At 48.0% G+C, this 26,942-nt stretch carries 22 protein-coding genes; 7 read left to right on the top strand and 15 right to left on the bottom strand.

Annotation, left to right across the window (positions count from 1 at the left end; genetic code table 11):
* Positions 1-203 precede the first annotated feature (203 nt).
* On the top strand, positions 204-1,217 hold the full coding sequence (locus OLMES_RS13680) for a LysR family transcriptional regulator (RefSeq protein ID WP_232465334.1): 1,014 nt from the start codon (positions 204-206) through the stop codon (positions 1,215-1,217).
* 8 nt (positions 1,218-1,225) lie between these two features.
* Here OLMES_RS13680 and zigA read toward each other — a convergent pair whose 3' ends face one another.
* Together zigA and OLMES_RS13670 are read right to left on the bottom strand one after the other, a co-directional pair.
* The gene (gene zigA, locus OLMES_RS13675; RefSeq protein WP_087461784.1) at positions 1,226-2,425 is read right to left on the bottom strand and encodes a zinc metallochaperone GTPase ZigA; all 1,200 of its coding nucleotides are present in this window, start codon (positions 2,423-2,425) and stop codon (positions 1,226-1,228) included.
* A 120-nt stretch (positions 2,426-2,545) separates the two neighbouring features.
* Positions 2,546-2,857, bottom strand: a complete 312-nt coding sequence (locus OLMES_RS13670) for a winged helix-turn-helix transcriptional regulator (protein WP_087461783.1) — start codon at positions 2,855-2,857, stop codon at positions 2,546-2,548.
* A 115-nt stretch (positions 2,858-2,972) separates the two neighbouring features.
* On the opposite strand from OLMES_RS13670, the gene OLMES_RS13665 reads away from it, so the two are divergent.
* Together OLMES_RS13665 and OLMES_RS29025 are read left to right on the top strand one after the other, a co-directional pair.
* Positions 2,973-3,527, top strand: coding sequence for a carboxymuconolactone decarboxylase family protein (locus OLMES_RS13665; protein ID WP_087461782.1), 555 nt, complete (start codon positions 2,973-2,975; stop codon positions 3,525-3,527).
* Between the two features lie 24 nt (positions 3,528-3,551).
* Positions 3,552-3,659, top strand: coding sequence for a hypothetical protein (locus OLMES_RS29025; protein ID WP_198343375.1), 108 nt, complete (start codon positions 3,552-3,554; stop codon positions 3,657-3,659).
* A 96-nt stretch (positions 3,660-3,755) separates the two neighbouring features.
* On the opposite strand, the gene OLMES_RS13660 is transcribed toward OLMES_RS29025, so the two are convergent.
* Positions 3,756-4,739, bottom strand: coding sequence for a GlxA family transcriptional regulator (locus OLMES_RS13660; protein ID WP_198343332.1), 984 nt, complete (start codon positions 4,737-4,739; stop codon positions 3,756-3,758).
* A 211-nt stretch (positions 4,740-4,950) separates the two neighbouring features.
* Between OLMES_RS13660 and OLMES_RS13655 the strand changes: the two genes are divergently transcribed.
* Positions 4,951-5,415: a nuclear transport factor 2 family protein gene (locus OLMES_RS13655; protein ID WP_087461780.1), complete on the top strand. Its 465-nt coding sequence runs from the start codon at positions 4,951-4,953 to the stop codon at positions 5,413-5,415.
* On the top strand, positions 5,408-6,112 hold the full coding sequence (locus OLMES_RS13650) for a glutathione binding-like protein (RefSeq protein WP_087461779.1): 705 nt from the start codon (positions 5,408-5,410) through the stop codon (positions 6,110-6,112). Before OLMES_RS13655 ends, OLMES_RS13650 begins: the two co-directional genes overlap by 8 nt.
* Positions 6,113-6,216: 104 nt before the next feature.
* Here the strand turns inward: OLMES_RS13650 and OLMES_RS13645 are convergent, their stop codons facing one another.
* The 6 genes from OLMES_RS13645 to OLMES_RS13620 all read right to left on the bottom strand — a co-directional run bounded on the left by OLMES_RS13645 (position 6,217) and on the right by OLMES_RS13620 (position 18,463).
* A complete protein-coding gene (locus OLMES_RS13645) occupies positions 6,217-6,858 on the bottom strand; it encodes a carboxymuconolactone decarboxylase family protein (RefSeq protein ID WP_087461778.1) in 642 nt (213 codons plus the stop codon).
* A 234-nt stretch (positions 6,859-7,092) separates the two neighbouring features.
* A complete protein-coding gene (locus OLMES_RS13640; protein ID WP_087461777.1) occupies positions 7,093-7,992 on the bottom strand; it encodes a LysR family transcriptional regulator in 900 nt (299 codons plus the stop codon).
* A gap of 40 nt (positions 7,993-8,032) precedes the next feature.
* Positions 8,033-9,604, bottom strand: a complete 1,572-nt coding sequence (locus OLMES_RS13635; RefSeq protein WP_087461776.1) for a cobyric acid synthase — start codon at positions 9,602-9,604, stop codon at positions 8,033-8,035.
* Between the two features lie 86 nt (positions 9,605-9,690).
* Positions 9,691-13,551 carry a cobaltochelatase subunit CobN gene (cobN, locus tag OLMES_RS13630; RefSeq protein ID WP_087461775.1) on the bottom strand — a complete coding sequence of 1,287 codons (3,861 nt, stop codon included), beginning with the start codon at positions 13,549-13,551 and terminating at the stop codon, positions 9,691-9,693.
* Positions 13,552-13,554: 3 nt separating this feature from the next.
* A complete protein-coding gene (cobW, locus tag OLMES_RS13625) occupies positions 13,555-14,634 on the bottom strand; it encodes a cobalamin biosynthesis protein CobW (RefSeq protein ID WP_087461774.1) in 1,080 nt (359 codons plus the stop codon).
* A 139-nt stretch (positions 14,635-14,773) separates the two neighbouring features.
* Positions 14,774-18,463, bottom strand: coding sequence for an ATP-binding protein (locus OLMES_RS13620; RefSeq protein ID WP_087461773.1), 3,690 nt, complete (start codon positions 18,461-18,463; stop codon positions 14,774-14,776).
* A gap of 194 nt (positions 18,464-18,657) precedes the next feature.
* On the opposite strand from OLMES_RS13620, the gene OLMES_RS13615 reads away from it, so the two are divergent.
* Positions 18,658-21,120, top strand: coding sequence for an EAL domain-containing protein (locus OLMES_RS13615; protein WP_087461772.1), 2,463 nt, complete (start codon positions 18,658-18,660; stop codon positions 21,118-21,120).
* Between the two features lie 63 nt (positions 21,121-21,183).
* Positions 21,184-21,603, top strand: coding sequence for a GFA family protein (locus OLMES_RS13610; RefSeq protein ID WP_087461771.1), 420 nt, complete (start codon positions 21,184-21,186; stop codon positions 21,601-21,603).
* A gap of 121 nt (positions 21,604-21,724) precedes the next feature.
* Here the strand turns inward: OLMES_RS13610 and cobM are convergent, their stop codons facing one another.
* Genes cobM through OLMES_RS13580 form a run of 6 tightly spaced genes read right to left on the bottom strand, consistent with a single transcriptional unit; the run spans position 21,725 to position 26,941 of the window.
* Complete coding sequence (gene cobM, locus OLMES_RS13605; RefSeq protein ID WP_087461770.1) at positions 21,725-22,513, bottom strand: precorrin-4 C(11)-methyltransferase; 789 nt, start codon at positions 22,511-22,513, stop codon at positions 21,725-21,727.
* Positions 22,514-22,515: 2 nt separating this feature from the next.
* Complete coding sequence (gene cobJ / locus OLMES_RS13600) at positions 22,516-23,298, bottom strand: precorrin-3B C(17)-methyltransferase (protein ID WP_087461769.1); 783 nt, start codon at positions 23,296-23,298, stop codon at positions 22,516-22,518.
* 8 nt (positions 23,299-23,306) lie between these two features.
* The gene (locus OLMES_RS13595) at positions 23,307-24,224 is read right to left on the bottom strand and encodes a cobalamin biosynthesis protein (protein ID WP_087461768.1); all 918 of its coding nucleotides are present in this window, start codon (positions 24,222-24,224) and stop codon (positions 23,307-23,309) included.
* A complete protein-coding gene (gene cobI / locus OLMES_RS13590; RefSeq protein WP_087461767.1) occupies positions 24,221-24,958 on the bottom strand; it encodes a precorrin-2 C(20)-methyltransferase in 738 nt (245 codons plus the stop codon). Before cobI ends, OLMES_RS13595 begins: the two co-directional genes overlap by 4 nt.
* Positions 24,958-26,271, bottom strand: a complete 1,314-nt coding sequence (gene cbiE / locus OLMES_RS13585) for a precorrin-6y C5,15-methyltransferase (decarboxylating) subunit CbiE (protein WP_198343331.1) — start codon at positions 26,269-26,271, stop codon at positions 24,958-24,960. The genes cobI and cbiE overlap by 1 nt, the downstream gene beginning before the upstream one ends.
* A 25-nt stretch (positions 26,272-26,296) precedes the next feature.
* Positions 26,297-26,941, bottom strand: coding sequence for a precorrin-8X methylmutase (locus OLMES_RS13580; protein ID WP_087461765.1), 645 nt, complete (start codon positions 26,939-26,941; stop codon positions 26,297-26,299).
* Between the last annotated feature and the right edge of the window lies 1 nt (position 26,942).

Genomic DNA, 26,942 nt, shown 5'->3' with positions numbered 1-26,942 from the left:
TCTTGGCTCAATGGAGTTTGCTAATTCTCATGCTTTACAAGTCAATCGTGAGAGCTTGTTAAGCGTCTCACCAGTTGATCTTTACTGGTGATATGTCACTATTGTAGGAACGCGGTTTGTGCCTGTATATGGAATTTATAATGTTTCACTGTTCCATAATATGGAATATTAATGAAGTGATAGCACGATAGGATAAGTGAGTGATGAGCAAGGAAATTGAGATGCTACGCATCTTCCTGGTGGCTGCCGAAAGCAGCAGCTTTAGGGATGCAGCCGTCAAGCTAGCCACATCTCCTCAGGCGGTCACTCGTGCAATCAAGCACTTGGAGGCGCATTACGGCGAACTGCTGTTCCACCGAAACACTCGACAGATCCGGATCACCTCGTTCGGGGAAGGGCTACTCGATCAAGTGCGAGAAGCTTTGGAGCAAGTCGAGGATCTATTGCGCGTTCCAGGTGAAGATCAGGGCGAAGAGGTGTCTGGAATGGTTCGAATCACAGCCCCTCACAGTCTTTGCAACCGCGCTCTGCTACCGGCGATAGAGCGTGTGGCGGAACGTCATCCCTGTATCACCATGGATGTACGATTATCAGACCGTATCAGCAATACCGTGGATGAAGGCATTGATGTCGGTGTCAGAGTCGGATTCATGCGAGACAGCCGCTACGTTGCCAGGAAAGCGGCAGATATGAGACTTCCTGTTGTTGCCGCCCCTGGCTTAATTGAGAAGTTGGGGGCTCCCAGTGATATCGACGCGCTGGCCTCGCTGCCGATCCTTGCCGCGTTGGATATTAATACGGGCCGCCCCTGGCCTTGGCATTTCAAGGGTGAGAGGCAGTGGGTACCGGCCTCGCCAGTTCTGATTGCAGACAATGCCGAGGTGGAAATGGGAACTGCGCTTTCCGGGCTTGGTTTTGCTCAGCTGGCTGACTATATGGCAGCCCCTTACATCGCGAGCGGAGAGCTTGTTCAAGTCCTTGAAAATGAAGAACCTCCGCCATGGGGGCTCTTCGTGTACCGTCCACAAAGTGGTCCTGTTCCACAGAGAGTCTCCGCGCGGTCTTTGACGCAGTTCATGCCGCGCTTGGTGCTATGCCGTCGCTCAATAAGCTTGATTAATGGCATTCAGCCAGGGCGGCCCTTAGTCAAACTGCAACGAGGGCTACCGGTTAAACCCTTTACCACCAATATGCATTCTGGTAATTTTGCCGCGTAACAACTCTTTCAGGCAATTTCCCGCCACTCAGGAAATGGATCACTCAGTGTTGACCAATAACGCTTGCCTTGTAGCGTTTCATGTTCAGATAACAAACAGTCATCCAATGCCTGAGTCATAGCGTGTTGATCTAACCCCTGACCAATAAAGACAAGTTCTTGTCGCATATCTCCAAACGGTTCTTCCCAGCTTTTTTCGATAGACGCCAGGTAGTCTTCATCCGTTGGCCATTGTTCTTTGGGGACGGACTTCCAGAACAGTCCCGCAAAACCATGACGAGCGATACCGCCGGCCTGACTCCAGTGTCCGGCAAATTCAGGACGAGAGGCTAGCCAGAAGTAACCTTTTGAACGAATCAACTTTCCAAACTCACCCGTGTTATGGAGAAACTGATAAAATTTTTCAGGGTGAAACGGACGTCGAGCGCTATAGCTGAAACTGCCTATGCCATACTCTTCAGTTTCCGGTACATGCTCGCCACGCATCTCTTTTAACCAGCCGGGGGCCTGCTGGGCACGTTCAAAATTGAAGAGACTGGTGTTCAGCACATCATCCAGATCGACATTTCCGTTTGCAATGGGAATGATCCGGGCGCAGGTATTGAGGTTTTTAAGAATAGCCGCCAAGCGTTCTATTTCGGCTGGCTCGACCAGATCAGTCTTGCTGATAAGCAATACGTCAGCAAACTCGACTTGATCAACCAGTAGATCCGCTACACTCCGTTCGTCTTCCTCCCCCAGGGACTCGCCAGTATCCTGTAAACTGCTGGCTTCGTCGTAGTCTTTTAGAAAGTTGACTGCATCAACGACGGTCACCATGGTATCCAGTGTCGCAACGTCTGATAATGACACGCCATTTTCATCCGCAAAGGTAAATGTTTCTGCCACGGGTAACGGCTCGGAAATACCCGTGGATTCGATCACCAGGTAATCGAATCGACCATCTTTAGCCAATTTGTTAACCTCAATCAGAAGATCCTCCCGCAACGTACAGCAAATACAGCCATTACTCATTTCAACCAGTTTTTCTTCTTGATGATTCAACGAGACTTCGTTCTGAACCGTGGATGCGTCAATATTGATCTCACTCATATCATTCACAATTACGGCAACCTTTTTACCGTGCCGATGATTGAGTATATGGCTGAGAACTGTCGTTTTACCGGCACCGAGAAAACCTGAAAGCACAGTTACAGGTAGTTGTTTCATGGGGGGAGCTCCAAATGGTATGTCACATTCACTGTATAAATCTTGAAGGCAATGATATGACATATCATTTCTACAAGTAAAGCATGAGACAAAAGCGCATTACCAGCCTTTTGTTAGCAGTCATTCCTCATCTGATATTTTAGCCGCCCATCGGGTTGCGAATTCATTAACCGGGTAGAACAGTTGAATCAGTTCTTCACCTTGTTCAGTCAATTTGTATCCATTTGAAGAGGATTTCGAGACCAGTTTTGCGCCATGAAGATCTTTTATTCGACGATTGATTATTGTTGGCGATACATCGCCACATCGCAATTGTAATTCCCGAAATGTGCAGGCTCCCTTATTCAGCTCCCACAACATACGAAGAACCCACTTTTTACTGAGCAAATCAATTAAAGCAACTATGGGGCGCGTGGGTTGCTTGTCATTCATATTTCGTTCTCTTCCATTTCGTTTAAAAAATGCTTGCGCTACATATTGTGTAGCAATATAGTAAGCAATCATTGCTACATAAAGTGTAGCATAAACTCAATAAAGCGGAGGACGTATGAAGCCTAGAATTCAGCCTGTTGAAGCGCCGTATAGCGAAAATGTCCAAAAAGATTTTGAAACCATTATGCCAAAAGGTATGCCACCTTTAGCGATATTCAGAACCGTTGCCCACAATCCTCGTGTTTTACACCGAATGATAAGCGGCGGATTACTGGATAAAGGCAGTATTTCGATTGCCGATCGGGAACTGGTTATTCTCAGAGTTTGTGCCTTAACCGGCGCGGAATACGAGTGGGGAGTTCACGTTGCAGGGTTCGCAGCAAAGGCGGGGTTCAATCCAGAGCAAATCTCAAATACCTGTGAAGGCGTAATCAATTCATCGTTCTGGTCGGGTGAACAACAACTGCTGATACGGCTCGTGGATGAACTGCATTCTACCAGTAACGTAAGTGAGAACTTGTGGTCAGAACTGAGTGATGCCTATCAGCCAGATCAACTCATCGAACTCGTCATGTTGGCTGGCTTGTATCATGCCGTCAGTTTTGTGGTGAATGCTTGTCATATTGAAAAGGAGCCTTTTGCCCCTTCGTTCCCTGGAGATCGGAGTTAGCCTACTGGGCTTCTCCGATCCGTTATTTGGACGGCGATACAATCTTTACGTCAATCAATATCCGACAACCCGGAAACCGTACAATTAACCGGGGTATATCACAATCTAGTCCGCCAATGGGCGCAAACCTGAATATGCTTGCTTCTCAATAAAGAAAAGGGATGCTACAAAATCTATATGCCCTGTAAAAACAATTCATTTTTCCATTGATGGGCAATTGCTTTTGAATCAGGAAGAAAACCGGTTTCGGTACTCCGTCATTGTTATTCCTGTTAGACGCTTGAACAAACGCCTAAACGAGGTGGGGTCTTCGTATCCTACTTCCCAAATAAGGGCGTTCACAGGTTTGCTAGTCGCCTCCAAACCAATCTTCACTTGTTCAACTCTGTACAACTGTAAATAACTAAGCGGCGTTTCTCCCGTTGCTTTCTTGAAGCGTCGGCTAAGTTGTCTTGCTCCAATTAGATTGTTAGTGGAAAAATTCGATAGATCTATGTCTTGAGCGTAATTTTCTTCGATATGCTTTTGTAACCTTAAGACCAGGCCATCGCCATGTTTACGGTTGGGGCGAAATATTGCAAATCGGCTTTGTGAATCAAAATTCAGCTCTACCAGCATTAGCTTCCCGGTAGCGAGGGCCAATTCTCTGCTGTGAAAACGACTGACGAGATAGAGTACAAGCTGAGCCGTAGCCATCGCGCCGCCTGCGCTGACAATATCACCGTGATCGATTATCAGTTTGTCGCTTACGAATTGCTCAGAGGGATAAAGCAGATGTGCAGTTTTTTCGGAAATCCAATGGCAGGTTAATGGTCGACCCTTAGCGATACTTGATGACGCAATAATAAAATTACCTGTACAGATACTCGCAATAACAGTGCCTTCTGAATGCCATTTTTGCAGTACCTTGATCACCGGGGCTAATTTGGAAAGCTGATTTCTTGCCTGGTCCGCAGTCAGAACTGATTCAAAGGCGCCAGGCAATATCACAATATCAGGCCGCTTATATTTTGTTATTGGCGTAATACTAGAGACTGCACTTCCATTATAAGCCTTCGTTGAGGTTTTTGATCCAATCAACTCATACTCAAACAAAGGCGAATTCGAAGCAAAATATGATCGAAATGCATAGTTTGCAGCAATGATAAGATCAATGGTTGTATGCAAGCTCGATGCTTGGCAGCGCTCAGTGACGATAATCCCAACTCGCATTATCATTTCCCTTCGTAGACAAATAGCATCGAATCCTATCATAGGAAAGCAGTCACTTTGAATGGTCTTATAAGACCTGTTTAAGGCCTATATGGTCGTTCAATGAAAGCATCCAAAAAAGCCTTTTAAGAGTCGATATTAACCCTTTTCGATTAGCAACCATCTCGATAGTCTGGACTTCCCAACAGGACGCAATGAAAGAGGTTCATCCATGAACGAAGCAAAAATGAAGGCGCTAGTGAGTGAGCTAGCAAGGGTCAAGAGCGAACAAAATGTGCTGGCAGCATTGGCGATATATCATCCGGAGGCTGAATTGGTCTCCCCCAGCTTTGAGGCGACCGCTGTGGGGAGTGAAGAAGTTCATAAACAACTAGGGCTGTTTTTTCTAATGTTTCCGGATTATCACGTCGCTCTTGAGCATTATGCGATTAATGGATCAATCATGTTAGCTACCGCTACTGTGACGTTAAGTGCAAATATTCCGGGCAAGACAACACCACAGATTGAGCTACCCGTTTTTCTGGAATTTCACTTTAAGGAGAACCGAATCAGCAAGGAGGTATTCCACCTGGATGCAGGACTCATTTGCCGTCGTTCCGGTATTTCGCAAGCTGAGTTCAAAGAGACAATCAATACTTACTTAATCGTCAAGAGCATGGAGGAGAGTTATGCTTAGGTTACTAACATGGTCGACACAGAATGCCCGAAAAATTTCTATCATGCTTGAAGAGTGCGAATCGGATTATACGATCGCGCCAATCAATATCGAGAAGCAAGAGCAGTTCAACGCAGAATTTAAGGCGCTAAACCCAAACAGCAAGATACCTGTTTTACTGGACACTGACTTGATCGATGAACATGGCAACCCAGAGCCTATTTTTGAGACTGGAGCAATCTTACTTTATCTGGCGGAAAAGAGCGGTCAGTTTCTCCCCGAGGAGCCTGCTCAACGAGCCAGGGTCATCAAATGGTTATTTTGGCAGACCAGTGGACTTGGCCCCGTGTTTGGTAACTTCTCACATTTCGCTTCAGCTTTAGCTAAAGATGCAAGTTACCTTAACAACTATCTAGTCCAAACCCGCGCAAAGGAAGCTAATTTTCAGGCCATTGAACGCTTCAGTAAAGAAAGCTTTCGACTATTGGGTGTACTTAACAATATTCTGAGTGATAGTGATTACATTGCTGGTGATCTGTCTATCGCCGACTTTGCTTCTTATCCATGGATCGAGTCAGCATGGGCCGGCCTTAAAGCGCTGAATAACAATCTCGAAACAGATTTTCAGCATGTCGCAAATTGGATGCAAAAACTACAAGCGCGGCCAGGCGTTCAGAAAGGTATGAGCAAACTTGCTTGGGGAAAGGATCTGTCATGACAAAATAAGCAAGCACTTATCCAACTATCTTAAAGGTGACCGATTAAAAGGAACGGCAATACCGAGCGGTGCAATATCGTTTCGGTATCTCAAAGGGGTCGTACTCAGGAATTAATCAGAGTTTCCTTAATATAATTTGTTTCCATTACAACCCGTTCAACATCGGGCTCAAGCTGTATGCCAACGCTATTGAGTATACTCGCCAAGCTATTGTAAGACGCTACGAGAAACATCAGTTCGATCTTTAGTCTTTCATCCAAATATGCTGATAATGTATCCCAGGTTTCAGAGGAAATCGCTTTATCATCAATCAGCTCGTCGACCGTTTGGATGATTACTGCTTCGACTTGTGTCCAGTTGTTGGCTTCTGGTCCCAGTGTTACTCTGTGAATATCTGAAGAGGTTAATCCAATACGTAAGCCAATCTCTACATGTTGACTCCATTCATAGTAAGAGCGTGTTTTCCAGGCTACTCTCAATATAGCTAATTCTGTATGACGCCGACTCAATTTACCGTTAGGCATAACCGTCGCATTAAATGCCGCAAAGCGTAAGAACACGCGAAAATTACGGAACATCGTTCGGAACAGGTTAGGACACCGTGCTTTTCCTACTCTAAGCATGATATCAAGTGCAAGCTTTTTTCCAAGGCTAAGTTCTTCGTTTTTTAAAGGCAAGAGCCTCGGGCTATCTAGCTTTATCCAACCTCGTTCAGGAGCTAATTCTGATAAGGGTATTTCATACATTTAAAACATTCTCTACATGATTTTGCATTGGGGACAAAGCACTATACTAACGAACGACACGGCTTTTCTAACAGTGATTTAATTTGTTCCCATTGCCAAATTTTGGAATACCTGCGTGGATCTCTTTTCAAAAAATCAATGTAGTTTCAGGCGTGTAGATTGGAATTAGGGTCTAATAAACGCGAAAGTGGCAACTATCTTGAAAAAAGCCGCTATCCTGCCACAGGGGGGCAACTACAAGTTCGATGTTAAATAGCTACTAAAAATATCAAGAAACTTCTTTACAGAAGGAATATTAATTGATTCTGGTCTGACGATACAAAATGAACTCCACTGCATCGTGAAGTTAGTCGGTATTTTAACTAGCGAGCCGTTTCGTATTTCTTTCTCAAACAATATCTCAGGCCCACCGGTAATATAATCAGAGCAAGAAACAATAGACTTTGACGACATATAATTTTCACAAGTAATAAGAGGGCGAAATTTTTTAAATTCCTCCGGTAGGTGCTCTTTATATGAGTCAGGCGTACTTGGACCAATATTAGGATATTTGGATAAATCGAGAAGCGAGACGACACCATTTCCCTTGATATCATCCAAAACAGGGTGCCCACTCCTGCAAACTAAGATAATATTTGCACTTTGCACTGATCGTGAAATTAGATCTTCCGGTATATCACTTTTCCTGAACGGTCCGATTCCCACATCAATTGAGCCTTCCTGTATCAGTTGTAAAAGTCTTTCGCCCGAATCGGTTGTCAATGTGATTCTCACATTTGACGTCTCTTCGGTGAAATCGAGCAATACTTTTGGAAAGTATATCTGCTCGATAATCGGGCCTACTCCTATATTTAATGTTCCCTCTTCCAAGTTAGAGAGCATCTTCAGGTGGCGATGTATTGAATTCAGTTTTGATTGAACCTGAATTCCGTTTTCCATAATAAAGTTAGCGGCGTGTAACGGAAGCATGCCACCGTTATAGCGATGAAATAACGAAAGCCCTAAGGATGATTCAAGTCTTGCTAACCGCTTGCTTAACGTAGGCTGAGACATATTGAGCATTTCAGCTGCTTTACTAATACTACCTACCTCGGAAATTACCTGAACCATATTAATATCAGTAGAATCAAGCATTAAAAAAATCTCATGATTAAGGTCTGTTGACGCTTTATAGTTAACCCCAACCCTTCGGGCTAGGTTTTTTAGCCCTGCTGCTCGGCAATGGGCGCAAACATGACTTCGACATACCGAGCATTTGGAGTATTTTCCCCATATCGAGATGCTGTTCCATGGAATCTGCTAGTCGGTCAATGGACTGCTCTCTGAGAGTATTGATATCAACCCGCGTTTCAGGCTGCAGGCCGCACCAGTTTAGTATTGCTTGTAGTGCGTCAGGTTGATCGAAAATACCGTGCAGGTAGGTACCGAATACCTGGTTGTCTTTGCTGATCAGGCCGTCTTCGCTTTCTGCAATATCCTCCGGGTGCTGAGCGCGCTGAGTGGAAGTGATCTTAACAGGACGCTTACCTGCGGTGGGTAGCGTTGTGATACCGGCGTGGATTTCATAGCCCTTCACTTGCACAGGAGGTTCGTCTGTCAATTGTAACGTGCCTTCGCATTGCTTAAGTTGTTTTTCTGGTTCAAGCGTTGTGGCGATGTCCAGAATGGCAAGGCCGTCTGCTTTTTGTGTTGGGCCTTCGATGCCGTGTGGGTCAGCAATGGTTTGACCCAGCATTTGATAACCACCACAGATACCGATTACTTTGCCGCCATAGCGCAGGTGCCGGAATATCTCATGCTCCCAGCCTTGATCCCGTAACCAGGTTAAATCAGCAATAACACTTTTACTTCCGGGTAAAATAATCACATCCGCCGGTGGGATCTTTCCGCCAGGCCGGATAAATTGCAGATTTACGTTTGGGTGTAGCCGTAGCGGATCAAAATCGGTGTGATTGCTGATCCTTGGCAGCATGGGGATCACCACGTTCAGGACAGCCTTGTTCCCACTGGCATCGGTACTGGCTTGCTCAAGGCCTACACCATCTTCGGCATCGAGATAGAACTCCGGTAAGTAGGGCAGTACGCCCAATACTGGCTTCCCGGTGCGTTGCTCCAACCAATCCAATCCGGACTGGAGCAGGGCGATATCGCCGCGAAAGCGATTAATGACAAATCCGACAACCCGACGCTGCTCGGTTTCAGACAATAACTCCAGCGTACCAACCAGGTGGGCGAACACTCCACCTCGATCAATATCTGCAACCAGTATGACTGGGCAGTCGACAGCTTCCGCGAAGCCCATATTCGCAATATCATTCTGCCGTAGATTAATTTCAGCAGGGCTGCCTGCACCTTCGACCAGAACACATTCGTAAGCTGCCGTAAGCCGGTCAAAAGAGGCGATTACCGCTGCAAAAGCGGTGCGTTTGTAATCATGGTAAGCCTGCGCCTGCATATTGGTTATGGCTTTACCGTGAATAATAATCTGTGCCCCTTGATCCGTTGTTGGCTTCAGCAGTACGGGATTCATATCCGTAGTCGCAGGCACACCACATGCGATGGCTTGCAGAGCCTGGGCCCGGCCAATTTCGCCTCCGTCTGCAGTTACGGCACTGTTCAATGCCATGTTTTGTGGTTTGAAGGGGGCAACCGCCACACCGCGTCGCTTCAGGATACGCCCCAGCCCTGTGACTAATGTACTTTTACCGGCATCGGAAGTCGTGCCTTGAATCATTAATGTTGCCATTGGTTTTTCGTCGCGGAGCGTAGCCATATTGTTTGCGTCTGAGTAAATGCGGTTAAATTAAGGGGGCTAAAAAAAAGACCAGACCGTTACTGTCCTTGTTCTTGCCGGTTATCAATCTCGATTATCAGGTCCTCCAACTGCTCGGCATACTCGCCGGGATTTTCCCAGAGTCCCCGTTGTTGTGCCTCAACCAGACGTTCAGCCATTTCCACAAGCGCTTCTGGATTATGTGTTTCCAAAAAGTCCCGATTCTGCGGATTCAGAAGCAGATGATCCGTAACCGCAGCATATTGGTAATCATCAATCAGATGTGTAGTGGCATCATAGGCAAACAGGTAATCCACCGTTGCCGCCATTTCGAATGCGCCTTTATAGCCGTGGCGCTGCATGCCTTCCAGCCATTTTGGATTGAGCACTCGGGAACGGATTACACGATTCAACTCTTCTTTTAAAGTCCGGGTAACCGGTTGAGCGGGATTAGCGTGGTCATTATGATAAATCGTGGGGGCTTTCTCACTGAAAACCGTTACCGCATTGGCCATGCCGCCTTGAAACTGGTAATAGTCATCGGAATCGAGAAGATCATGTTCCCGGTTATCCTGATTTTGGACCACGGCATCCAATTGACTCAGGCGGTGTTGGAAGGCTGAAAATGCTTCAGTACCGCTATTATTCTGGCCATAGGCATAACCACCCCAGTTTCTGTAGGCGGTGGCTAAATCTGCCTGATTGTCCCAGCAGCGCTCATCGATCAAGCCTTGCAAACCCGCCCCATAGGCACCGGGTTTAGACCCGAATACGCGATAGGTTGCTTCGCGAAATGCTTTGGCGTGATCTATCCCGGTCGCTTTGAGACGGTTGACTTCAGCTTCAATCCGGGGTTTTAACGTATTCGTATGACCGGGCTCCTCGTGGGTTGCCAGTAGTGTTATTGCAGCGTCGAAGAGCTGCATGACTGATGGAAATGCGTCCCTGAAAAAGCCTGATACCCGTAGCGTTACATCAACACGAGGCCGGTTCATCAGGAAGTTTGGAATAATCTCAAAATCCACAACGCGATTTGAGCCTGGCGCCCAGACCGGTTTTACGCCCAAAAGGGCAAATGCCTGGGCAATGTCATCCCCGCCGGTGCGCATGGTTGACGTGCCCCAGACCGAAATTCCCATCGATTCAGGGTATTCACCGTGATCCTGAAGGTGACGCATGATCATTTGGTCTGCGGAGCGTTGACCTAATTCCCAGGCAGCGGGTGTAGGAATCGCACGACTGTCTACTGAATAGAAATTGCGGCCCGTCGGCAACACATCAAGACGGCCTCGGGTGGGCGCGCCACTGGGCCCGGGTGGTGTGAATCCGCCTGCCAAGCCATTCAGTAATTCTTTTATTTCATTGACAGGTGATTGCACGAGCGCGGGATATACGGTCATTTCGACGTGTTCCAGCAAACGCCGGGTTAAAGGTAATCCTGCCAGCGTACCGTCATTGATTTGACCGGAAAGTAACGCGGTCATAATACTCAGGGCAAACTGCTCAAGGCGATCCCGGGTATCCGCAGCGGTGCGCCAGGGGCGTGTGTCGAGCTTTGCCAGAATTGAGGGTTTTGGCCCCGTCCAGATCGCGCTTAAATCGTTCGCAAGCGGGTTAAAGTCAGCTGCTTTGAGCTTAAGATCCTGCGCCAGACAATCCAGAATGCTCCAGTCCTGTATATCATTTTCACCACGGGGTATGCGTACCAGTGCGAGCAACGTTTCTGCTAACTGAGGGAGATCAGGACGTTCTCCATAGCTATGCAATCCATCGCGAATCTGGGCTTCTTTCAAATCACAGAGATAGGCATCGAGATTGGCGAGTATAAGCTCGTCCTCAGGCTCAGCGGTATTATCTGGCAACGACGATGAACCGTTCGAAAGACTGGATCGTGTGAGCTCTTGTAGCAGGTCGGTTTCAGTAATCCGCTTAACCAGTTTTGCTCTCAGGAAGGTCTCACGGCGCGCATCCATTCCCATCGCTTGATAAAGCTCATCTGCAAGATGCTCGATTTCTTCCAGATCCCCGTACAACTCTGCTCGTGCCATCGGGGGCATGAGATGATCGAGAATAACCGCTTGAGCACGGCGTTTCGCTTGCGCCCCTTCACCGGGATCATTGACGATAAATGGATAGAAATGAGGCAGAGGCCCCAGTGCAATTTCTGGCCAGCACTCTGATCCCAATGCTGCACCTTTTCCGGGAAGCCATTCGAGATTACCGTGTTTACCAACATGAACAATGGCATCAATTTGATACACATGCCGAAGCCAGAAATAGAACGCCAGATAACTGTGGGGTGGCACCAAATCCGGATCATGGTAGTTCGCCATCAAATCGAGATTGAAGCCTCGGGCCGGTTGTATGCCAACAAAGGTTTCACCATATCGGACACCCGAAATCATGAGTCGTCCCATACGATATTTGGGGTCAGCTTCAGGGTTGCCCCAACGCTCCAGAACAAGATCCTGACACTGTGGCGGCAATTGCGCGAAATAGTCCCGGTATTGTTCGATGGCGATACTTTGGGCACACCCCTTGAGATCAAAATGCTCGGGGTTGTTTGTGACCATGGATTGCAGATCGTGAATCAATTCGCTGCCGGTTTCGGGCAGATCCGCAATGGCATACTCGTCAACGGTCATTGCACGCAATATATTCAATGTAGATTGTGGCGTATCCAGCCCGACACCGTTACCAATTCGGCCATCTTTGGTCGGGTAGTTCGCCAGTACCAGCGCAATACGCTTTTGCGGGTTTGGAGTATTAGCCAGTCGCGCCCATTTAAGGGCTAATCCGGCGATAAACCGGGCACGCTCATGGCAAAGTTCGAACTGAATTATATCGTACTGACAGCGCTCATTGCGTCGCAGTTCCGCTTTAAACGCCACAGCACGGGTAATGATGCGGCCATCCATTTCTGGCAGGGCGATATTCATGGCAATATCCCTTGGCCGCAACCCTTGGGGATGTGCTTGCCAATCGTCCAGGGAATTAGCCGCCAGGATGACTTGAAAAACCGGTATATTCAGTCGCAATAAGCCGGTATCTACCGTATCGGTGGGTGTTGAGCTCAGGTGCGCATTACCAAAAGAATGAATGGAAAATGCGGTTGTATTCAGTATCAGTCGGGCCTGGTGATCCCGAGCCAGGGCCTCTACCGTCTCCCGACAATCCGCTTCTTTCAGTGAGGCCACCGAAACCGGAATAACAGACATGCCCTGTTCAATGAGGATATTCGTGAATTCGATGAAGGGCTCAAGCAATCCCGCTTGCAGATGGCTGCGGTAGAACAATAGTAAAACCGGGTTTTCCCCATTCGTATTCAGTGATCCCTTGGTTACTTCCTCAGTTACTTCCTCGACATGACACACTCTGGGTAAAGGCTCAGGTGGCTCAATCGGCGTTTGGGCTGCAGATTCGGCATGATCCGCCAGTAAATGGAAGCGAATAAAACGGTAAAAATTGAGTATATTGCGATACCCGCCTTCTCGCAGGTAACGCCATAATGTTAAAACCTGATCCCGAGGTATCGTGCTGCATGAAAACAAGTCTTCGTCAGCCTGATCATCCCCCGGAACGATAACCAGCTTAGCCCCGGTTCGTTGTACGATAGTGGTTAACTGTTCAACACCATAGGGAAGATAATTCTTGCCCCCCAACAAAGAGAGAATGATAACACGGGCCTTTTCCAGAACCTTGTCGGCGTATAAGTCAAATGCGGCGGGCTTGGTGAGATGTATAAAATTTGCCAAACGGAGGGCAGGGTAATCCGGCTCGAGACCATCACTGCACCGGGCAAGGATAGAGAGTGTCGTATCTTGCCCGGCGAGGATAACAATATCACCGGGTGTTTGTTGTAAATCAATGATGCCTTCATCTTCGGAGAAGCCACCGGGTTTGGCAGTCAATAAATGCATTATCTATAGTTCGGCCTGTTTCAGCGCACTCAGTAAAGTGTCCTGTGGCAATTGTTTGCCGATCATAACGATTCTGCTGTGGGGTGTTTCATCGCTTTGCCAGAGGCGGTCAAAATAGTGATCAATCCGATGGCCAACCCCTTGTACCACCTGGCGCATGGGCTTGTTTTCCAGTGCCAGTAAACCTTTCGCACGATAAATGGTATGATCGGCGATTAACTGCTGCAGGATTTGCTGAACCTGCTCTCCGTCCACCACACCTAACTCAATTGAAACCGAGTCAAAATCATCATGGGCGTGTTTATGATGATGCCCGGAATCATGATGGTGATCATGGTGGGTGTGAACCTGTTCGATACGTTCTTCAGATGCGCTCTCAAGACCGTAAATCAAGGCGCTGGAGATCTCTCCATTTTCGATATTGATCAATTTGATCTCGGGGTTAACCTTGTCACGAACCAACATGGAGACCGATTGTTGTTCGGCTTCGCTTAACAAATCGTTCTTGCTGATGATCACGAGATCGGCTGCACTCAGTTGATCATCTAAAAGTTCTTGCAGGGTGGGGTCGTGATCCAGATTTTCATCGGCTTTTCGCAGTGCTTCAACTTGCTCGGGATTGTCAGCAAACCGGCCTGCCGCCACTGCAGGTCCATCAATGACCGTAATCACGGAATCCACTGTGCAATGGGCCTTTATATCCGGCCAGTTAAAGGCCTGTACCAAGGGTTTCGGGAGTGCCAGACCGCTGGTTTCAATCAGAATATGATCGATATCGTCACGCCGTGCGACCAGTTGTTGCATCACCGGCAGGAATTCCTCTTCCACGGTACAGCAAATACAGCCATTTGCCAGCTCGTAAACCCCGCTCTGGGATTGGGCTGCGGGTGTTGTTTCATCTTCGGGGCAGTCTAGCGGGCAGCTGCGTAGAAGATCGGCATCGATATCCAGCTCGCCGAATTCATTTACAATCACGGCAATACGTTTTCCATTGGCCTGTTTCAGCATATTCGATAAAAGCGTCGTTTTACCACTGCCGAGAAAACCGGTGACAATGGTGGCGGGAATTTTGGATAAATTCATAAATAGAGCGTCCTTATTGAAACTTGTATCAAAACTAATGCTGAATTTCAGGGGATGGAAATGGTACCGGATTTAATCGGAAAGGGTAAGCGGCAATCATGTTTAAGTTATTTAAATATCAGATAAAAAACTTAAAAGTTTATATTCCGTTTGAAGTCGCAACGACTTTCTCTTCCCGAGACAATAAACCGAGCAAGTCGTTATAGTATTTTTCGATATCCGGTATCATCACTTGCAGCCGGTGCAAGCGATGCGCTTCGTTTTCTGTTGGGTTTTCCCCAGGATCATTCTGGCAGAGTTTTTCTACACAGAAACATAACTCAGCAAACTGATAGCCCCCTATATTGCTGGAAATACCCTTTAATGTATGGGCATAGAGGTAGATGTTATCAAAATCACGCTTGTTGATTGCTTCCTTAAGCTGGCGCACTTGCACTGGCGTCGTGTCTACAAACAGCCCTATCAGTTTGTCGTAAAGGTCCTGATTCTGCATCATGCGCTGTAATGCTGATTCACTGTCGAAAATAGAAAATCGCGCAAGGCTTGATAGACTGCCAGCATGCTCCTCAGGCAGGACTGGTTCTTCGTTGTTTGAATTCGTTTTGATATCGGTATTGGTCTTGGTCTTGATGTTCGACATGTTACTTTGTTTTGACTCAGCGGAATCGGCGTTGTTCGGGGTGGAGCCCCTTCCATTTCGCTTATTGAGCCAGCGGATGAGCATCGCCTCAAATAGATCCGGGTCAATTGGCTTGGCCAGAAAGTCATTCATTCCAGAGCGTAAACACCGGTCCTTGTCACCCGCCATTGCACCGGCAGTCATGGCCACAATTGGAATATCCTGATATAACTTGCCCGCATTCCCGGACCGGATACCGGAGGTCGCGGAAAAACCATCCAGCACAGGCATTTGGCAATCCATTAACACCAGATCAACAGGGTCTGAACCAGAGCAATTTATTAATTGATTGATTGCATCTTCACCATTTACCGCTTCCGTAACCTGAATTCCCAGAGGCTGCATCATTCCCTTGGCCACTTCTCTATTGATCAGGTTATCGTCTACCAGCAGTACATGGCTACCTTCAAGGAGGCTGTCATGCACCGGTGCGGTTTGTAACCATTGTCGGTGAATTGGACTGGTACCACTCACCTCGAGCTTGAGCGCATTACGGATAACCCAAAGCAACTCGCTTGGCAGAATCGGTTTGCTGATAAAACTTACAACGTTGTTGTGTAGAAAATCAACGGACTGATTGCTATCAATTCTTCGATGCAAGCCAACCACCACAAGGTTAGCTAACGGCGCTGAGATAATCTGGTTGACCTCATTGAATCGATTAATCGAGTTTAAAACGGTGTGCGCCACAAACAAAACAGCAGTGTTATGCTGTTCGTTCGCGGCAACAAGTTGCGGTAATACCATCTCCGGATTGAGCATATCCGGCGCGGTCACATTACAACCCCATTCCTTGAATTGAGAGTGCAGCGCTGCGCGAGTGGTGGCGTCTGATTCCAGTAGCCACATTGGAACCTGCTTCACGCCGTCAAGGTTGAATTTGGGCTCACTCTGCACAACTTCCGTAACAGGGATGGAAAAATAGAAACAGCTGCCTTCACCCGGAGTACTTTTCAGGTGGATGGTACCGTGCATCAGGCTACACAATTGCTTTGAGATCGACAGCCCCAGTCCCGTGCCGCCAAACTCTCTTGTAATACTCGAATCGGCTTGTGAAAATGCGGAAAATAACTGCCTTTGTTTTTCGGGCTCAATTCCGATGCCGGTATCGGTGACCGAGGCCGAAAACATAATTTGTCCTGACTCGGTTCTTTCTGTATTCGCACGCAGGACAATATGACCCGAGTCCGTAAATTTGATGGCATTACCAATGAGGTTAGTCAGAATTTGTTGTATTCGTTTTGGATCAGAGCGCACTTTGGAATGCCCGATACCACTGACATCCAGAACCATTTCAACATCACTCTCACTCCCCATCAGCGCGAGAGAATCAAATAAAATACTGACGGTATCCAGCACGTCAAACTCGACATCATCGATTTCCAGCTTTCCTGCCTCTATTTTAGAAAAGTCGAGAATATCGTTAATCAGACCGGTCAGACGGGTAACACTGCTCTCTGCCATGAGCATGTATTGCTTCTGCTTTTGGCTCAAGGTTTCCCGTTTAATCAGGTTCAACATACCGGCGATCCCGTTCATAGGGGTACGAATCTCGTGACTTACATTCGCGACAAATTCGCCTTTTGCGGTGTTGGCAGCTTCTGCAATCTGGATGGCCTGTTCCAGCTCCAATGTTCGTTCTTGTACTTGTTGTTCCAGGTTTTCATTCAGGTTTTCAATTTCCCGTTGTATCGATTTACGCTCTGAAATATCCGAAACCAATGCGGTGATCCCGGTTGCATTGCCAGACGGGCCATGAATGAGAGAGAGGGTGACAGAGATATCAAACTTTTGCCCGTTCGGCCTGATGGCATGCACTTCCACCGGGTCAACGGTTCCGGTAGTAATCAGCTCCTGTGCCAGCTCTAAATTCATCAGATTCAGATCATCGTCGGCGATAAGCGAGGTGAATACGCGTCCCATTGCCCGTTGCTCGGTAATGCCGAACAAATCTGCAGCGGAAGGATTCCAGCTGGTGATGACCATATCTTTATTCATGCCAATTATCGCTTCACGAGAGCTGTTTACGATCGATTCAAACTGGGATATTTGAGAAAACAGGGAAAGTTTGTTATTCACGTAACGTTGATAGGCTGCGAGTAAGATACAAACAAGCACCAGCAAGGTCGAGCTAAGGGAAATAAACAAGATGTTTCGTTCGAGTGTGGCACTCACCAGCACGGAATCGTAATAGCCATAAATCAGGTCAATATAGCGTGTATGTCCTTCTGTAGTACCACGCTCGAGATAGATCCGGTGATCAGCAAAATAGAAGGGTTCATTACTGGCTCTTTCGTAGGCCAGTTTAAGGCCGGTTACATCAGATTTTGGGTGTTCTGTAAAATCGTTTTGCCAGTGATGATCTTTTTTATCACTGAACTCAAACTCGAATGCATGTCTGGCGTCCGGGTGGATAAGATAGTCACGATCCATGTTCAACAGAAACAAGGCACTATCTTTTTGTTTAAAACTGGAAAGAGTTTGCAACAGGCCTTCAGCCTTGAGATTAATCACCAGTACGCCAAATATAGCTTGCTGTTCATCATAAACGGGCAGAGCGATACGCATTGTTGGCCATTGAGGGTATTCAATGCGGCCGAATTCACGATTCAAATTGATATTGGAGATGTAGACGTTCCCGGGTGGTCGTGTGATTGCTTCCTGAAAATAGTCCGAGTCCCCCTTTTTTTGCAGTCGGCCTTGCGTTGCAACTTCGATTCCGCCTTGTTGCCGGTTGACCCGAACCAGTTCTAAACCATTGTCGGCGACACCAATATAACGCAATTGAGCGATATCGGGATTATTCTGGATGTAACCGGCAAAAATTCGCTCCAGACGTGACTTCCACAGTTTCAGAGTTGTGCCATCCAAAGGGTCGATGCCATTATTCTGGCTGGCGCGGACAATGCCATCAATGGGCGGCGTTGAATAGAGAAACCGGATACGCTGCTGGTTCAGTACCAGATGTTCATTGAATGCGCGTGCTTTTGTGGTCAATTGGCGCTTTATATTATCCGCGTACTCGGCCATGACCTGATCTCGGGTATAACTTTGTACAGCGTAGAACCCGAGTGCAAGCAATAAACTCGTCGCGCCTATGATAAAGAGAAGCAAAGACCACCGTTTAAGATTATTGGATTTTACCGTCATGGCGTGATTCCCTTCTTTTAAACATGGTTTTTATTGCTAGCTTGCAGATCCTTTGACTATAGCACTGCTGGTACAATCGTCTAGAATTTATACATGTTTTTGGTTGACTATCCGCCTGAAACGTCTAAACATCAATTAACATCTTCGACTTATTCCAACAGGATACATTCCAACCGGACACAGGGAGTCGCTTAATGCTGTTTGATCTCAGTAAAATCGGTGATTCAGAGATTCTCATTGTTGATGATGAGCCGGCCAATATACTGATCATGGAAACGGCCATGAAGGATTTAGGCCATATCACCTCTACCACAAACCCCATCACCGCGCTTGAACTCAGCCGTAAAATCCGCCCGGATCTGATCCTGCTGGACCTGGAAATGCCCGAAATGAATGGTCTTGAAGTTTGCCGGCAATTGAAGGAAAACCCGGAAACTGAATCCTGTATGGTCGTTTTTGTAACCTCCCATAACGAAAAGGAGCTGGAATACACCTCTTTATCTTATGGTGCCTGTGACTTCATCACCAAACCCTATGATATGGCTGTGTGCAGGATGCGCATGTCAAATTTGCTCAAGATGAGGCAACAGGAAAAGCTGATCGAGCAGTCACGACGCGAGCTGGACGCACTGGTCAAACAGGTACCGGTATTTATCTCTTATTGGGATATTAACTGGGTCAACCAATACAGTAATGATTTCAGTGGCAGTTGGTTCAATATCTGCGCAGAAGATATGGTAGGCATCCATGGGGAAGAGTTGTTACCTCAGGATTTATGGCAAAAACTGGAAAAATACAGTGTTGAATCATTTCAGGATATCGCGCAATTCGAAATTCAACCCTGGATTCCCAATAGCCGCATCAGCCATATGCAGGCAAACCTGTCCATTACCGAGGAGAAAGGTGAAAAGGGCTATCTGTTAACCCTGGTCGACATTTCATCCTTGAAACGGGCCAAAAAAGAGCTGTTCGTTGAAAAAGAACGCTTGAGAGTGATGTTGAACTCAATTGGTGATGCGGTTATCGCCACGGATACAGAAGGATTTGTCACGTTCATAAATCCAATCGCCGAGCGCATGACAGGCTGGCGCATGCGAGATGCAATGGGCTTGCATATCGATGAAGTAATGTACTTACAGGATTCCACAACTCGACAGCGCAGTCGAAATCCTGTGTTCTTGGCACTGGAGGAAAAACGGGTGGTCGGAATGGCCTTTAATTGCCAGATCGTGAGTCAGGATGGCAATATCTTTCGGGTCGAAGACTCCGCAGCCCCCATTCGAAGTGAAAACGGTTACATTATTGGCGCGATCATTGTTTTTCACGATGTTAGTGAAGCGATTGCAATGTCAGTGAAGATGAGCTTTCTGGCGAACCATGATCAACTCACTGACTTACCCAATCGCGTATTGCTCCATGATCGCCTGACCCAGGCACTTCAGGTTGCAGAGCTGGCGCAACTGAAAGTCGCTGTATTGCTCATCGACATCGACCATTTCAAATACTTGAATGACTCACTCGGTCATAACATGGGTGATACCATCATCAAACAACTGGCGGCAAAGCTGGCGCTGGTTAAAGACCCGGCCATGACATTAGCGCGGGTGGGGGGCGATGAGTTTATGCTGGTGCTGCCAAAAACTACAGCAGAGCAAGTCCAATCGGTTACCAGTAAAATCTATCAGGTCATGCATCAACCCTTTCAACTAGCGGATCAACAGTACAGCATCTCTCTGAGTATCGGCATCAGCATTTATCCAGATGACGCCAAAGATGAAGATACACTGATGCGTCACGCGGATGTGGCCATGTATCGTGCCAAGCATGAAGGGCGAAACCGGTTTTGTTTCTTCTCGGATGATCTGGAGAAACAGCTGCTGCAGCGCCACAAAATCGAACTAATGCTTCGAGAAGCGCTCTCCCGAGAACAACTGGAAGTGTTCTATCAGCCAAAAATCGATCTGAATACCGGCAAGTTATGTGGCGCAGAAGCACTGGTTCGTTTGCGCAATCACGATGGTGGGCTGGTTTCGCCTATTGACTTCATTCCATTGGCGGAAGAAACAGGATTAGTTGTTGAGCTGGGTGCTCAAGTGTTACGGCAAGCTTGTCGGGAGCACAAACAGTGGCGAGAACACGGGATCACGATTCCAATATCCGTAAATATTGCCGCCGCCCAGTTTGCCGAGGAAGAAATCGTTGAATCCATCCTCCGGATTCTAAAAAACATGGCAATATCACCGGAGTACCTGGAACTCGAGGTAACCGAGAGTGCACTCATGCAGGATTTCACCAAAACAGAACAAATACTGGGTGCGTTGGCTAATGCCGGTGTGAGCATTGCCATTGATGATTTTGGCACGGGCTATTCCAGTCTCGCGTATCTTAAAAAGTTTAATGTAGATGTGTTAAAGATAGATCAGTCTTTTGTGCGTGACATGCTTTCCAACGGGAGTGATCTGGATATCGTAAAAACGATTATTTCCCTGGCCCGGAATATGAACTTGAAACTGGTTGCAGAGGGCATTGAAACACAGGAGCAAGAGTCCATATTGAAGCAACTGGGCTGTGGAATCGGGCAGGGCTATTGGTACAGTAAGCCGCTACCGGCGGACTCTTTTCTAAAATTTGCCCTGTCTACTGCCACATTCGCTTGAAGACAAACTCACGAAATACATCCAATCCCGATAACGGACGACAACAAAAAGGAGACAAATTGAATGAATCATACAACGACGCCTGTTGAAGGAACCTGCCTTTGTGGCGCGGTGACCCTGTCCGGGAATGCTGAGCCCCATGTCGGTGTTTGTCACTGCAGTATGTGTCGAAAATGGGGTGGTGGGCCTTATTTTGCAGTCGATTGCGGTACTGACCTCAAAATTACCGGAGAAGACCATGTTGCCACATTCAGTTCATCTGAATGGGCTGAAAGAGGGTTTTGCAAAGACTGTGGTACGCACCTGTTCTACCGTTTGAAAGGCAACCAGCAATATATGCTACCGGCTGGTTTGTTATCCAATCAGGATGATTTTAAGTTAGACCATCAAATATTCATTGACAAAAAGCCTGCCTACTATGATTTTGCCAATGAGACCGAAACAATGACCGAAGCCGAGGTATTCGCGAAATATGCGCCTTAAAGACTAGTTTTCTCCCATCAATCAGATCGCGATCCATCGGCTTAACCGAAGGATTCGGGGAAAAGCACGAGTATTGGGCCAAAATAGAGCATCGGGCCAAGTAAAATAGATTAAAAGCAGGTCAGGCCCGTTTTACTTTCCGGGGTTCTGCCGGTTTGTTTTTCGGTCGATAAATATGTGCCTGATCTTCTGAATACAGGTAGGAGTCCATAAAAGATTCTGGATTGAGTACAGGGCCAACCAGGATCAGCGCCGTTCGGGTGATTTTCCGTTCTCGAACTTTTTCTACAATGTTGCTGAGATTGCCAATGATTTTTTCCTGATCGGGCCACCCGGTGCGATAACACACTGCTACCGGGCAATCAGCACCATAGGTCGGGATCAAGTCCTCAACTATTTTATGAATGCGAGTGATGCCCAGGTGTATAGCCAAGGTCGCGCCGTGTTGTGCCAAGGCTTTGAGATTTTCCCGCTCAGGCATTGGCGTTTTACCTGCATAACGGGTCATGATAATTGTCTGTGACACACCGGACAGTGTCAGTTCTTTTTGCAGATAGGCGGCACTGGCACTGGTTGAAGTTACACCGGGGACAACATCATAAGGTATATCGAGTGTATCGAGACGTCGCATTTGCTCACCAATTGCACCATACACCGATGGATCGCCGGAATGCACTCGTGCAACATCCTGTCCGTCACCATGGGCTTTGGTTATCAAATTGATGATTTCATCCAGATTCAGCGAGGCGGTGTCGATCACTGTCGCATCCTCTTGGGCACTCTCGAGAATCTCCACGGGAACTAATGAACCCGCATAAAGAATAACAGGACACTGCTGGATCAAACGTTGGCCCTTGACGGTGATCAGTTCCGGGTCGCCCGGACCTGCACCGATAAAATAAACGGTCATCTTCAGCCCTCTAGTTTCTTGGCATAACCACGGGGTGTATACACCCAGGTTTTTTGTTGATGGGTCAGGGTGCGGGATTCGCTGTTGCCAATAACCACAACGGTTAACATGTCCACCTGCGTGGTATCGAGTGCCCCTAACGTCGTGACCTCGGTTTTCTCGTCTTTACGGGACAGGTTTCGCCCCAGTATCACCGGGGTTTCTGCGGGGCGATACTCCAACAGTAACTCCCGTGCTTTAGCCAATTGCCAGTCACGCTTGCGAGATACAGGATTGTAGAAAGAGACGACGAAATCACCCATTCCTGCTGCGCGGACACGGGTTTCAATCGTCGGCCAAGGGGTCAGCAAATCGGACAGTGAAATCGCACAAAAGTCGTGGCCCAGGGGTGCACCCAGTTTACTTGCTGCAGTCTGCATTGCCGAGATGCCCGGAATGACTTGGACATCAATGTCCACCCAGCGCGGATTACATTCGCGATCCAACAATTCAAATACCAATGTTGCCATTGCAAAAATACCAATGTCACCGCTGGATATGAGCGCGATGGTTTGGCCTTCAGCTGCGAGATCCAACGCCAGCCGGGCCCGTTCGATTTCCTCTCCGAGTGGCAGGTCGTGACGTTGTTTACCCGTTATCAGGTCCGGATCCTGTTCCTGGATGAGGTCGATATAAAGCGGGTAGGCGACTAACCCGTCAGATTCTGCGATAGCCTGCCGTGCCAATGGCGGCAGGTAGGTCAGGTCACCGGGGCCGGTGCCCACAATATGTAAGGTTTTACTCATGTACTGTTTTACTCATTTTCATTTCCTGAACAGTAGCTGCGTGCAATCGCACACGTAGCCTGTTTGTTTTTCTGCTTGTTGACCACCAGTTCTGTATCCTGGTTAAAATCAATATGGTTTAACGGTAGAGACGATTGTTCAATATTCGGGGCAGTGCCCAGGCGGCCCGGTTCCAATCCGTCCGGGACAAGTGTGCTAATGCACTTTGCCCCAATCAACGCTGCGGCTTCGGCAACCCCATAACAACCGACTTCTCTGAAGACGATTTCGGATTTCATACTCAGTAAATGCTCAACTTTCCGTAATGCTGTCGCCGGGTAAGTCAAGAATGGTAGACTCAAGGCTTCGGCCAAGGTATACAAGCCGACCTCATCACTTTTGATATCGATACTGGCAATGGCACTCAGTTGATTCATTTCCAGACCTTCCAGCGCCAGGGTTTCCTCAAGCAACCCCATCAATACCGATTGTGGACAGCTTCGCTCACACCCCATCCCGGCAACGTAGACCGGCCTTAGATAGTCAGCAGCGGTGGTTAATACCAGCGTTGCGCCAATTTGATTAGCGATCTCTCGGCCCCAGTTATTGGCACCACCTTCATGACCGCTTAAAAACGGGATGACAAAACATCCACGCTCATCCAATAACAGTACCGGTGGATCAACCGACTTGTTAACTAAAACTGGAGCCAGCGTCCGCACCGCAATACCGGCTGCGCAGATCAGAATCAACGGTGAACCTGAATTGAATGCCGCTTGAACGCTCAAGGCAAAGGGTTTGGGTTTATGTAGCTGTGTTATTGCATAATCAGACGCCAAACCACCCTCAAGTCGTTTTGCAAGCGCTAACCCTTTAGCCGTGAGTGACACAATGGTACAGCGATTCGAGACAGAACCGCCCTGAGGTTTTAAGAGTCTGGCTGTCATGAATTACCTTTGCGATTCACCAGGTTTTTGTGACGGCTAACCAGGAACAGCGAAAAATAAGGACCGGGAATCGGCTCCAGTTTATCGAGATCCGTGACGATACGTTGCTCTGCTCGTGTCGCATATTCTATATACAGCGCATCCTGATAACGACCACTCGCTTTGAGTGCCCGCAGAATTTGCGGTCTTGACCGCCCCGCCTTTAAAACCACGGCATTATCGAAGTCACGGAAATGCGAGATCAATTCAGGCTCGTTATGTCTGCCCGATAAGACACACAGGTTTTCAGCCAATAACGCCAATGGAACACCCAATGCAGCACTTGCAGCTTGAGGGCTGGATATACCGGATACGGCTTCACAGTGATAGCGGCCGGAAAGCCTCTCCTGGAGATAGGCGAAGGAGCCGAAAAAGAGTGGATCGCCTTCGCAGAGAAATACAACGGATCGGTCCTCATCAAGATAGCGGGCAATCTTGTCCGCTGCGTGATCATAGGCTTGATTTGCTTCATCCCGCTCTCGCGTCATACGAAACGGTATCGCCAGTAGTTTCGCTTCTTCGAGGGTCAAACCCAGTAATTGCAGTGCCTGTCTTGCAATATCAAGCGCCTGTGAGTATCCCTCTGTATTACAGATGAATGTAACAATGTCCGCCTCTTGCAACAGACGGATGCTTTTTAGAGTGATTAGCTCAGGATCACCGGGGCCGACCCCGAGACCGATAAATGATGCCATTACGTTTTTTCCAATTTCATTACCAGTACCGGCAACTGCGGACGCAGTATTAGATGCCCGGCCAGATCGTCACCTTTGGCGATACTGAGTTGTATGGTTTCAATCCTCGGTCTGCCTGAATCCTCAGTCTTCGCACTCAGGCGATTAACGGCTTGCAGCAGCTCGCTTTTGGAAGTCTCGGTGACGACAGCGATGACAATTTTTCCACCGGGATTGAGGCGCGCCCAGCTGTCTTGCAAAATCGCAGTCAATGATCCGCCGCTGCCACCGATAAAAACACTATCCGGATCAGGCAAATTACCAAGGCACTCTGGCGCTCGATCGGCGAGAACTTGCAGATTATGAACAACACCGAAAGAGTTGCGATTCTGCTCCAGAAATTCAATTCGCTCCGGATGACACTCAATGGCAAAGGCCTGACCCAGCGGAGCCCAGCGACACCATTCAATCGCGACACTACCGCACCCTGCGCCAATATCCCAGAATACTTCTCCATTAGCCGGAGCCAGCCAGGACAGAACCGCCAGTCGTACTTCTCGCTTGGTGATCAAGCCCTGACCCGAAGTTTTCCCGGTCGCGAACAGTTTATCCGGTATGCCGGGAAAGTCGGGAAGTCGATTAACACCACCACGACACGCTATAAGCGTGACATGCAGAGGATGGACGGACAGGGGGTCGTTTCCCTGAATCAGATCTCTTACCTGATACTGAGTGATGGCTTCGGATTCACCACCAAGGTCTTCACACACCCAAAGAGTAGACTGATCGTAGCCGCTCGTAGAAAGCTCCTTGGCAATTGCACAGGGAGAACTGTTCACATCCGTGAGGCACGCCAGCAGCGCCCCCTGTTTTAAATAACACCGTAATGACTCCAGCGGCCGACCGTGCAAAGAAACAGTTACCGCGTGTTGCCAGGGGAGACCAATTCTACTGAATGCTGCCTGTACACTGCTGACATTGGGCGAGTATTCAATAGCATGGGCAGGCAGGCGCTTGCTGAGCCAGCCCCCGATGCCAAAAAATAACGGATCTCCGCTGGCGAGCAGAACAATTTTTCGCCCCCTATGATCCACAAGCCACTGTTCCAATCCTGAGAAAGGCGAGGGGTAATCGATTATTTCTGCGGTCAGAGTCGTTAAGCCGGCACTTGCCCGTTTTGCTTTTTCAACTTGATGAGAGGAGCCCACAATGAATTCGGCCTGCTCCAGTTTTCCAATACTGGCTGCGGATAATCCGGTACTGAGTCCATCCCCGAGCCCGATTACGCTGATAGCAGGGCCAGACCAATTTAAATCGGTTTGCGTTTTATCCATGTTCGTTATCCGAGATAAATAGCCCTTAGAATCGAATTCCGCGGGATAAGCGCAACAAGGCATTCCACGCGCTTGACGCCAGTGCACTGCCACCCCGTCGACCCCGGAGCGTCATGAAAGGTTGCTGGTGTGTATTGGCAAAGTCAATCAACGCTTCTTTTGATTCCGCTGCGCCAACAAAACCAACAGGCATACCGATTATCAGAGCAGGGCGAACCGATTCTGAGTGAAGTATCTCCAATAGCCGGAAGAGAGCTGTCGGCGCATTGCCGATAATAACCACACTGTTCGCCAGATAAGGCCGCCAAAGCTCAACAGCAGCCATGGATCGGGTTTCACCCCGTGACTGGGCCAAAGCCGTGGTCTGATCATCAATCAGAAAACACTTTGGGGGCTCCTCCTGATAGCGGCGGGTGATACCATGACGGACCATTTCCACATCACAGATTACGGCAGAATGGGCCTGATCAGCAGCACATTGCTGACCAACTGCAACCGCATTGGCACTCATGACCAGATCATCCACAACGGCAGGGTCGCCGCAAGTATGCACCAGTCGCATGACGAGTTGCTGCTGCGCCTCGTCATATTGGTCAAGTGCGGTGAGTTCTCGAATCAAACGAAAAGACTCCACCTCGATTTCAAGGGGGTCTTTGATATAGTCGTACATG

This window comes from Oleiphilus messinensis, assembly GCF_002162375.1.
GTDB lineage: Bacteria > Pseudomonadota > Gammaproteobacteria > Pseudomonadales > Oleiphilaceae > Oleiphilus > Oleiphilus messinensis.
The sequence above is the reverse complement of the archived record's forward strand: the minus strand, read 5'-3'. Positions and strand labels throughout refer to the sequence as shown.

What these genes read in the sequence shown, in the direction of transcription:
- OLMES_RS13680 (WP_232465334.1), top strand. Translation starts at nt 204, where the DNA reads ATGAGCAAGGAAATTGAGATGCTACGCATCTTCCTGGTGGCTGCCGAA.
- zigA (WP_087461784.1), bottom strand. Translation starts at nt 2,425, where the DNA reads ATGAAACAACTACCTGTAACTGTGCTTTCAGGTTTTCTCGGTGCCGGT.
- OLMES_RS13670 (WP_087461783.1), bottom strand. Translation starts at nt 2,857, where the DNA reads ATGAATGACAAGCAACCCACGCGCCCCATAGTTGCTTTAATTGATTTG.
- OLMES_RS13665 (WP_087461782.1), top strand. Translation starts at nt 2,973, where the DNA reads ATGAAGCCTAGAATTCAGCCTGTTGAAGCGCCGTATAGCGAAAATGTC.
- OLMES_RS13660 (WP_198343332.1), bottom strand. Translation starts at nt 4,739, where the DNA reads ATGCGAGTTGGGATTATCGTCACTGAGCGCTGCCAAGCATCGAGCTTG.
- OLMES_RS13655 (WP_087461780.1), top strand. Translation starts at nt 4,951, where the DNA reads ATGAACGAAGCAAAAATGAAGGCGCTAGTGAGTGAGCTAGCAAGGGTC.
- OLMES_RS13650 (WP_087461779.1), top strand. Translation starts at nt 5,408, where the DNA reads ATGCTTAGGTTACTAACATGGTCGACACAGAATGCCCGAAAAATTTCT.
- OLMES_RS13645 (WP_087461778.1), bottom strand. Translation starts at nt 6,858, where the DNA reads ATGTATGAAATACCCTTATCAGAATTAGCTCCTGAACGAGGTTGGATA.
- OLMES_RS13640 (WP_087461777.1), bottom strand. Translation starts at nt 7,992, where the DNA reads ATGCTTGATTCTACTGATATTAATATGGTTCAGGTAATTTCCGAGGTA.
- OLMES_RS13635 (WP_087461776.1), bottom strand. Translation starts at nt 9,604, where the DNA reads ATGGCAACATTAATGATTCAAGGCACGACTTCCGATGCCGGTAAAAGT.
- cobN (WP_087461775.1), bottom strand. Translation starts at nt 13,551, where the DNA reads ATGCATTTATTGACTGCCAAACCCGGTGGCTTCTCCGAAGATGAAGGC.
- cobW (WP_087461774.1), bottom strand. Translation starts at nt 14,634, where the DNA reads ATGAATTTATCCAAAATTCCCGCCACCATTGTCACCGGTTTTCTCGGC.
- OLMES_RS13620 (WP_087461773.1), bottom strand. Translation starts at nt 18,463, where the DNA reads ATGACGGTAAAATCCAATAATCTTAAACGGTGGTCTTTGCTTCTCTTT.
- OLMES_RS13615 (WP_087461772.1), top strand. Translation starts at nt 18,658, where the DNA reads ATGCTGTTTGATCTCAGTAAAATCGGTGATTCAGAGATTCTCATTGTT.
- OLMES_RS13610 (WP_087461771.1), top strand. Translation starts at nt 21,184, where the DNA reads ATGAATCATACAACGACGCCTGTTGAAGGAACCTGCCTTTGTGGCGCG.
- cobM (WP_087461770.1), bottom strand. Translation starts at nt 22,513, where the DNA reads ATGACCGTTTATTTTATCGGTGCAGGTCCGGGCGACCCGGAACTGATC.
- cobJ (WP_087461769.1), bottom strand. Translation starts at nt 23,298, where the DNA reads ATGAGTAAAACCTTACATATTGTGGGCACCGGCCCCGGTGACCTGACC.
- OLMES_RS13595 (WP_087461768.1), bottom strand. Translation starts at nt 24,224, where the DNA reads ATGACAGCCAGACTCTTAAAACCTCAGGGCGGTTCTGTCTCGAATCGC.
- cobI (WP_087461767.1), bottom strand. Translation starts at nt 24,958, where the DNA reads ATGGCATCATTTATCGGTCTCGGGGTCGGCCCCGGTGATCCTGAGCTA.
- cbiE (WP_198343331.1), bottom strand. Translation starts at nt 26,271, where the DNA reads ATGGATAAAACGCAAACCGATTTAAATTGGTCTGGCCCTGCTATCAGC.
- OLMES_RS13580 (WP_087461765.1), bottom strand. Translation starts at nt 26,941, where the DNA reads ATGTACGACTATATCAAAGACCCCCTTGAAATCGAGGTGGAGTCTTTT.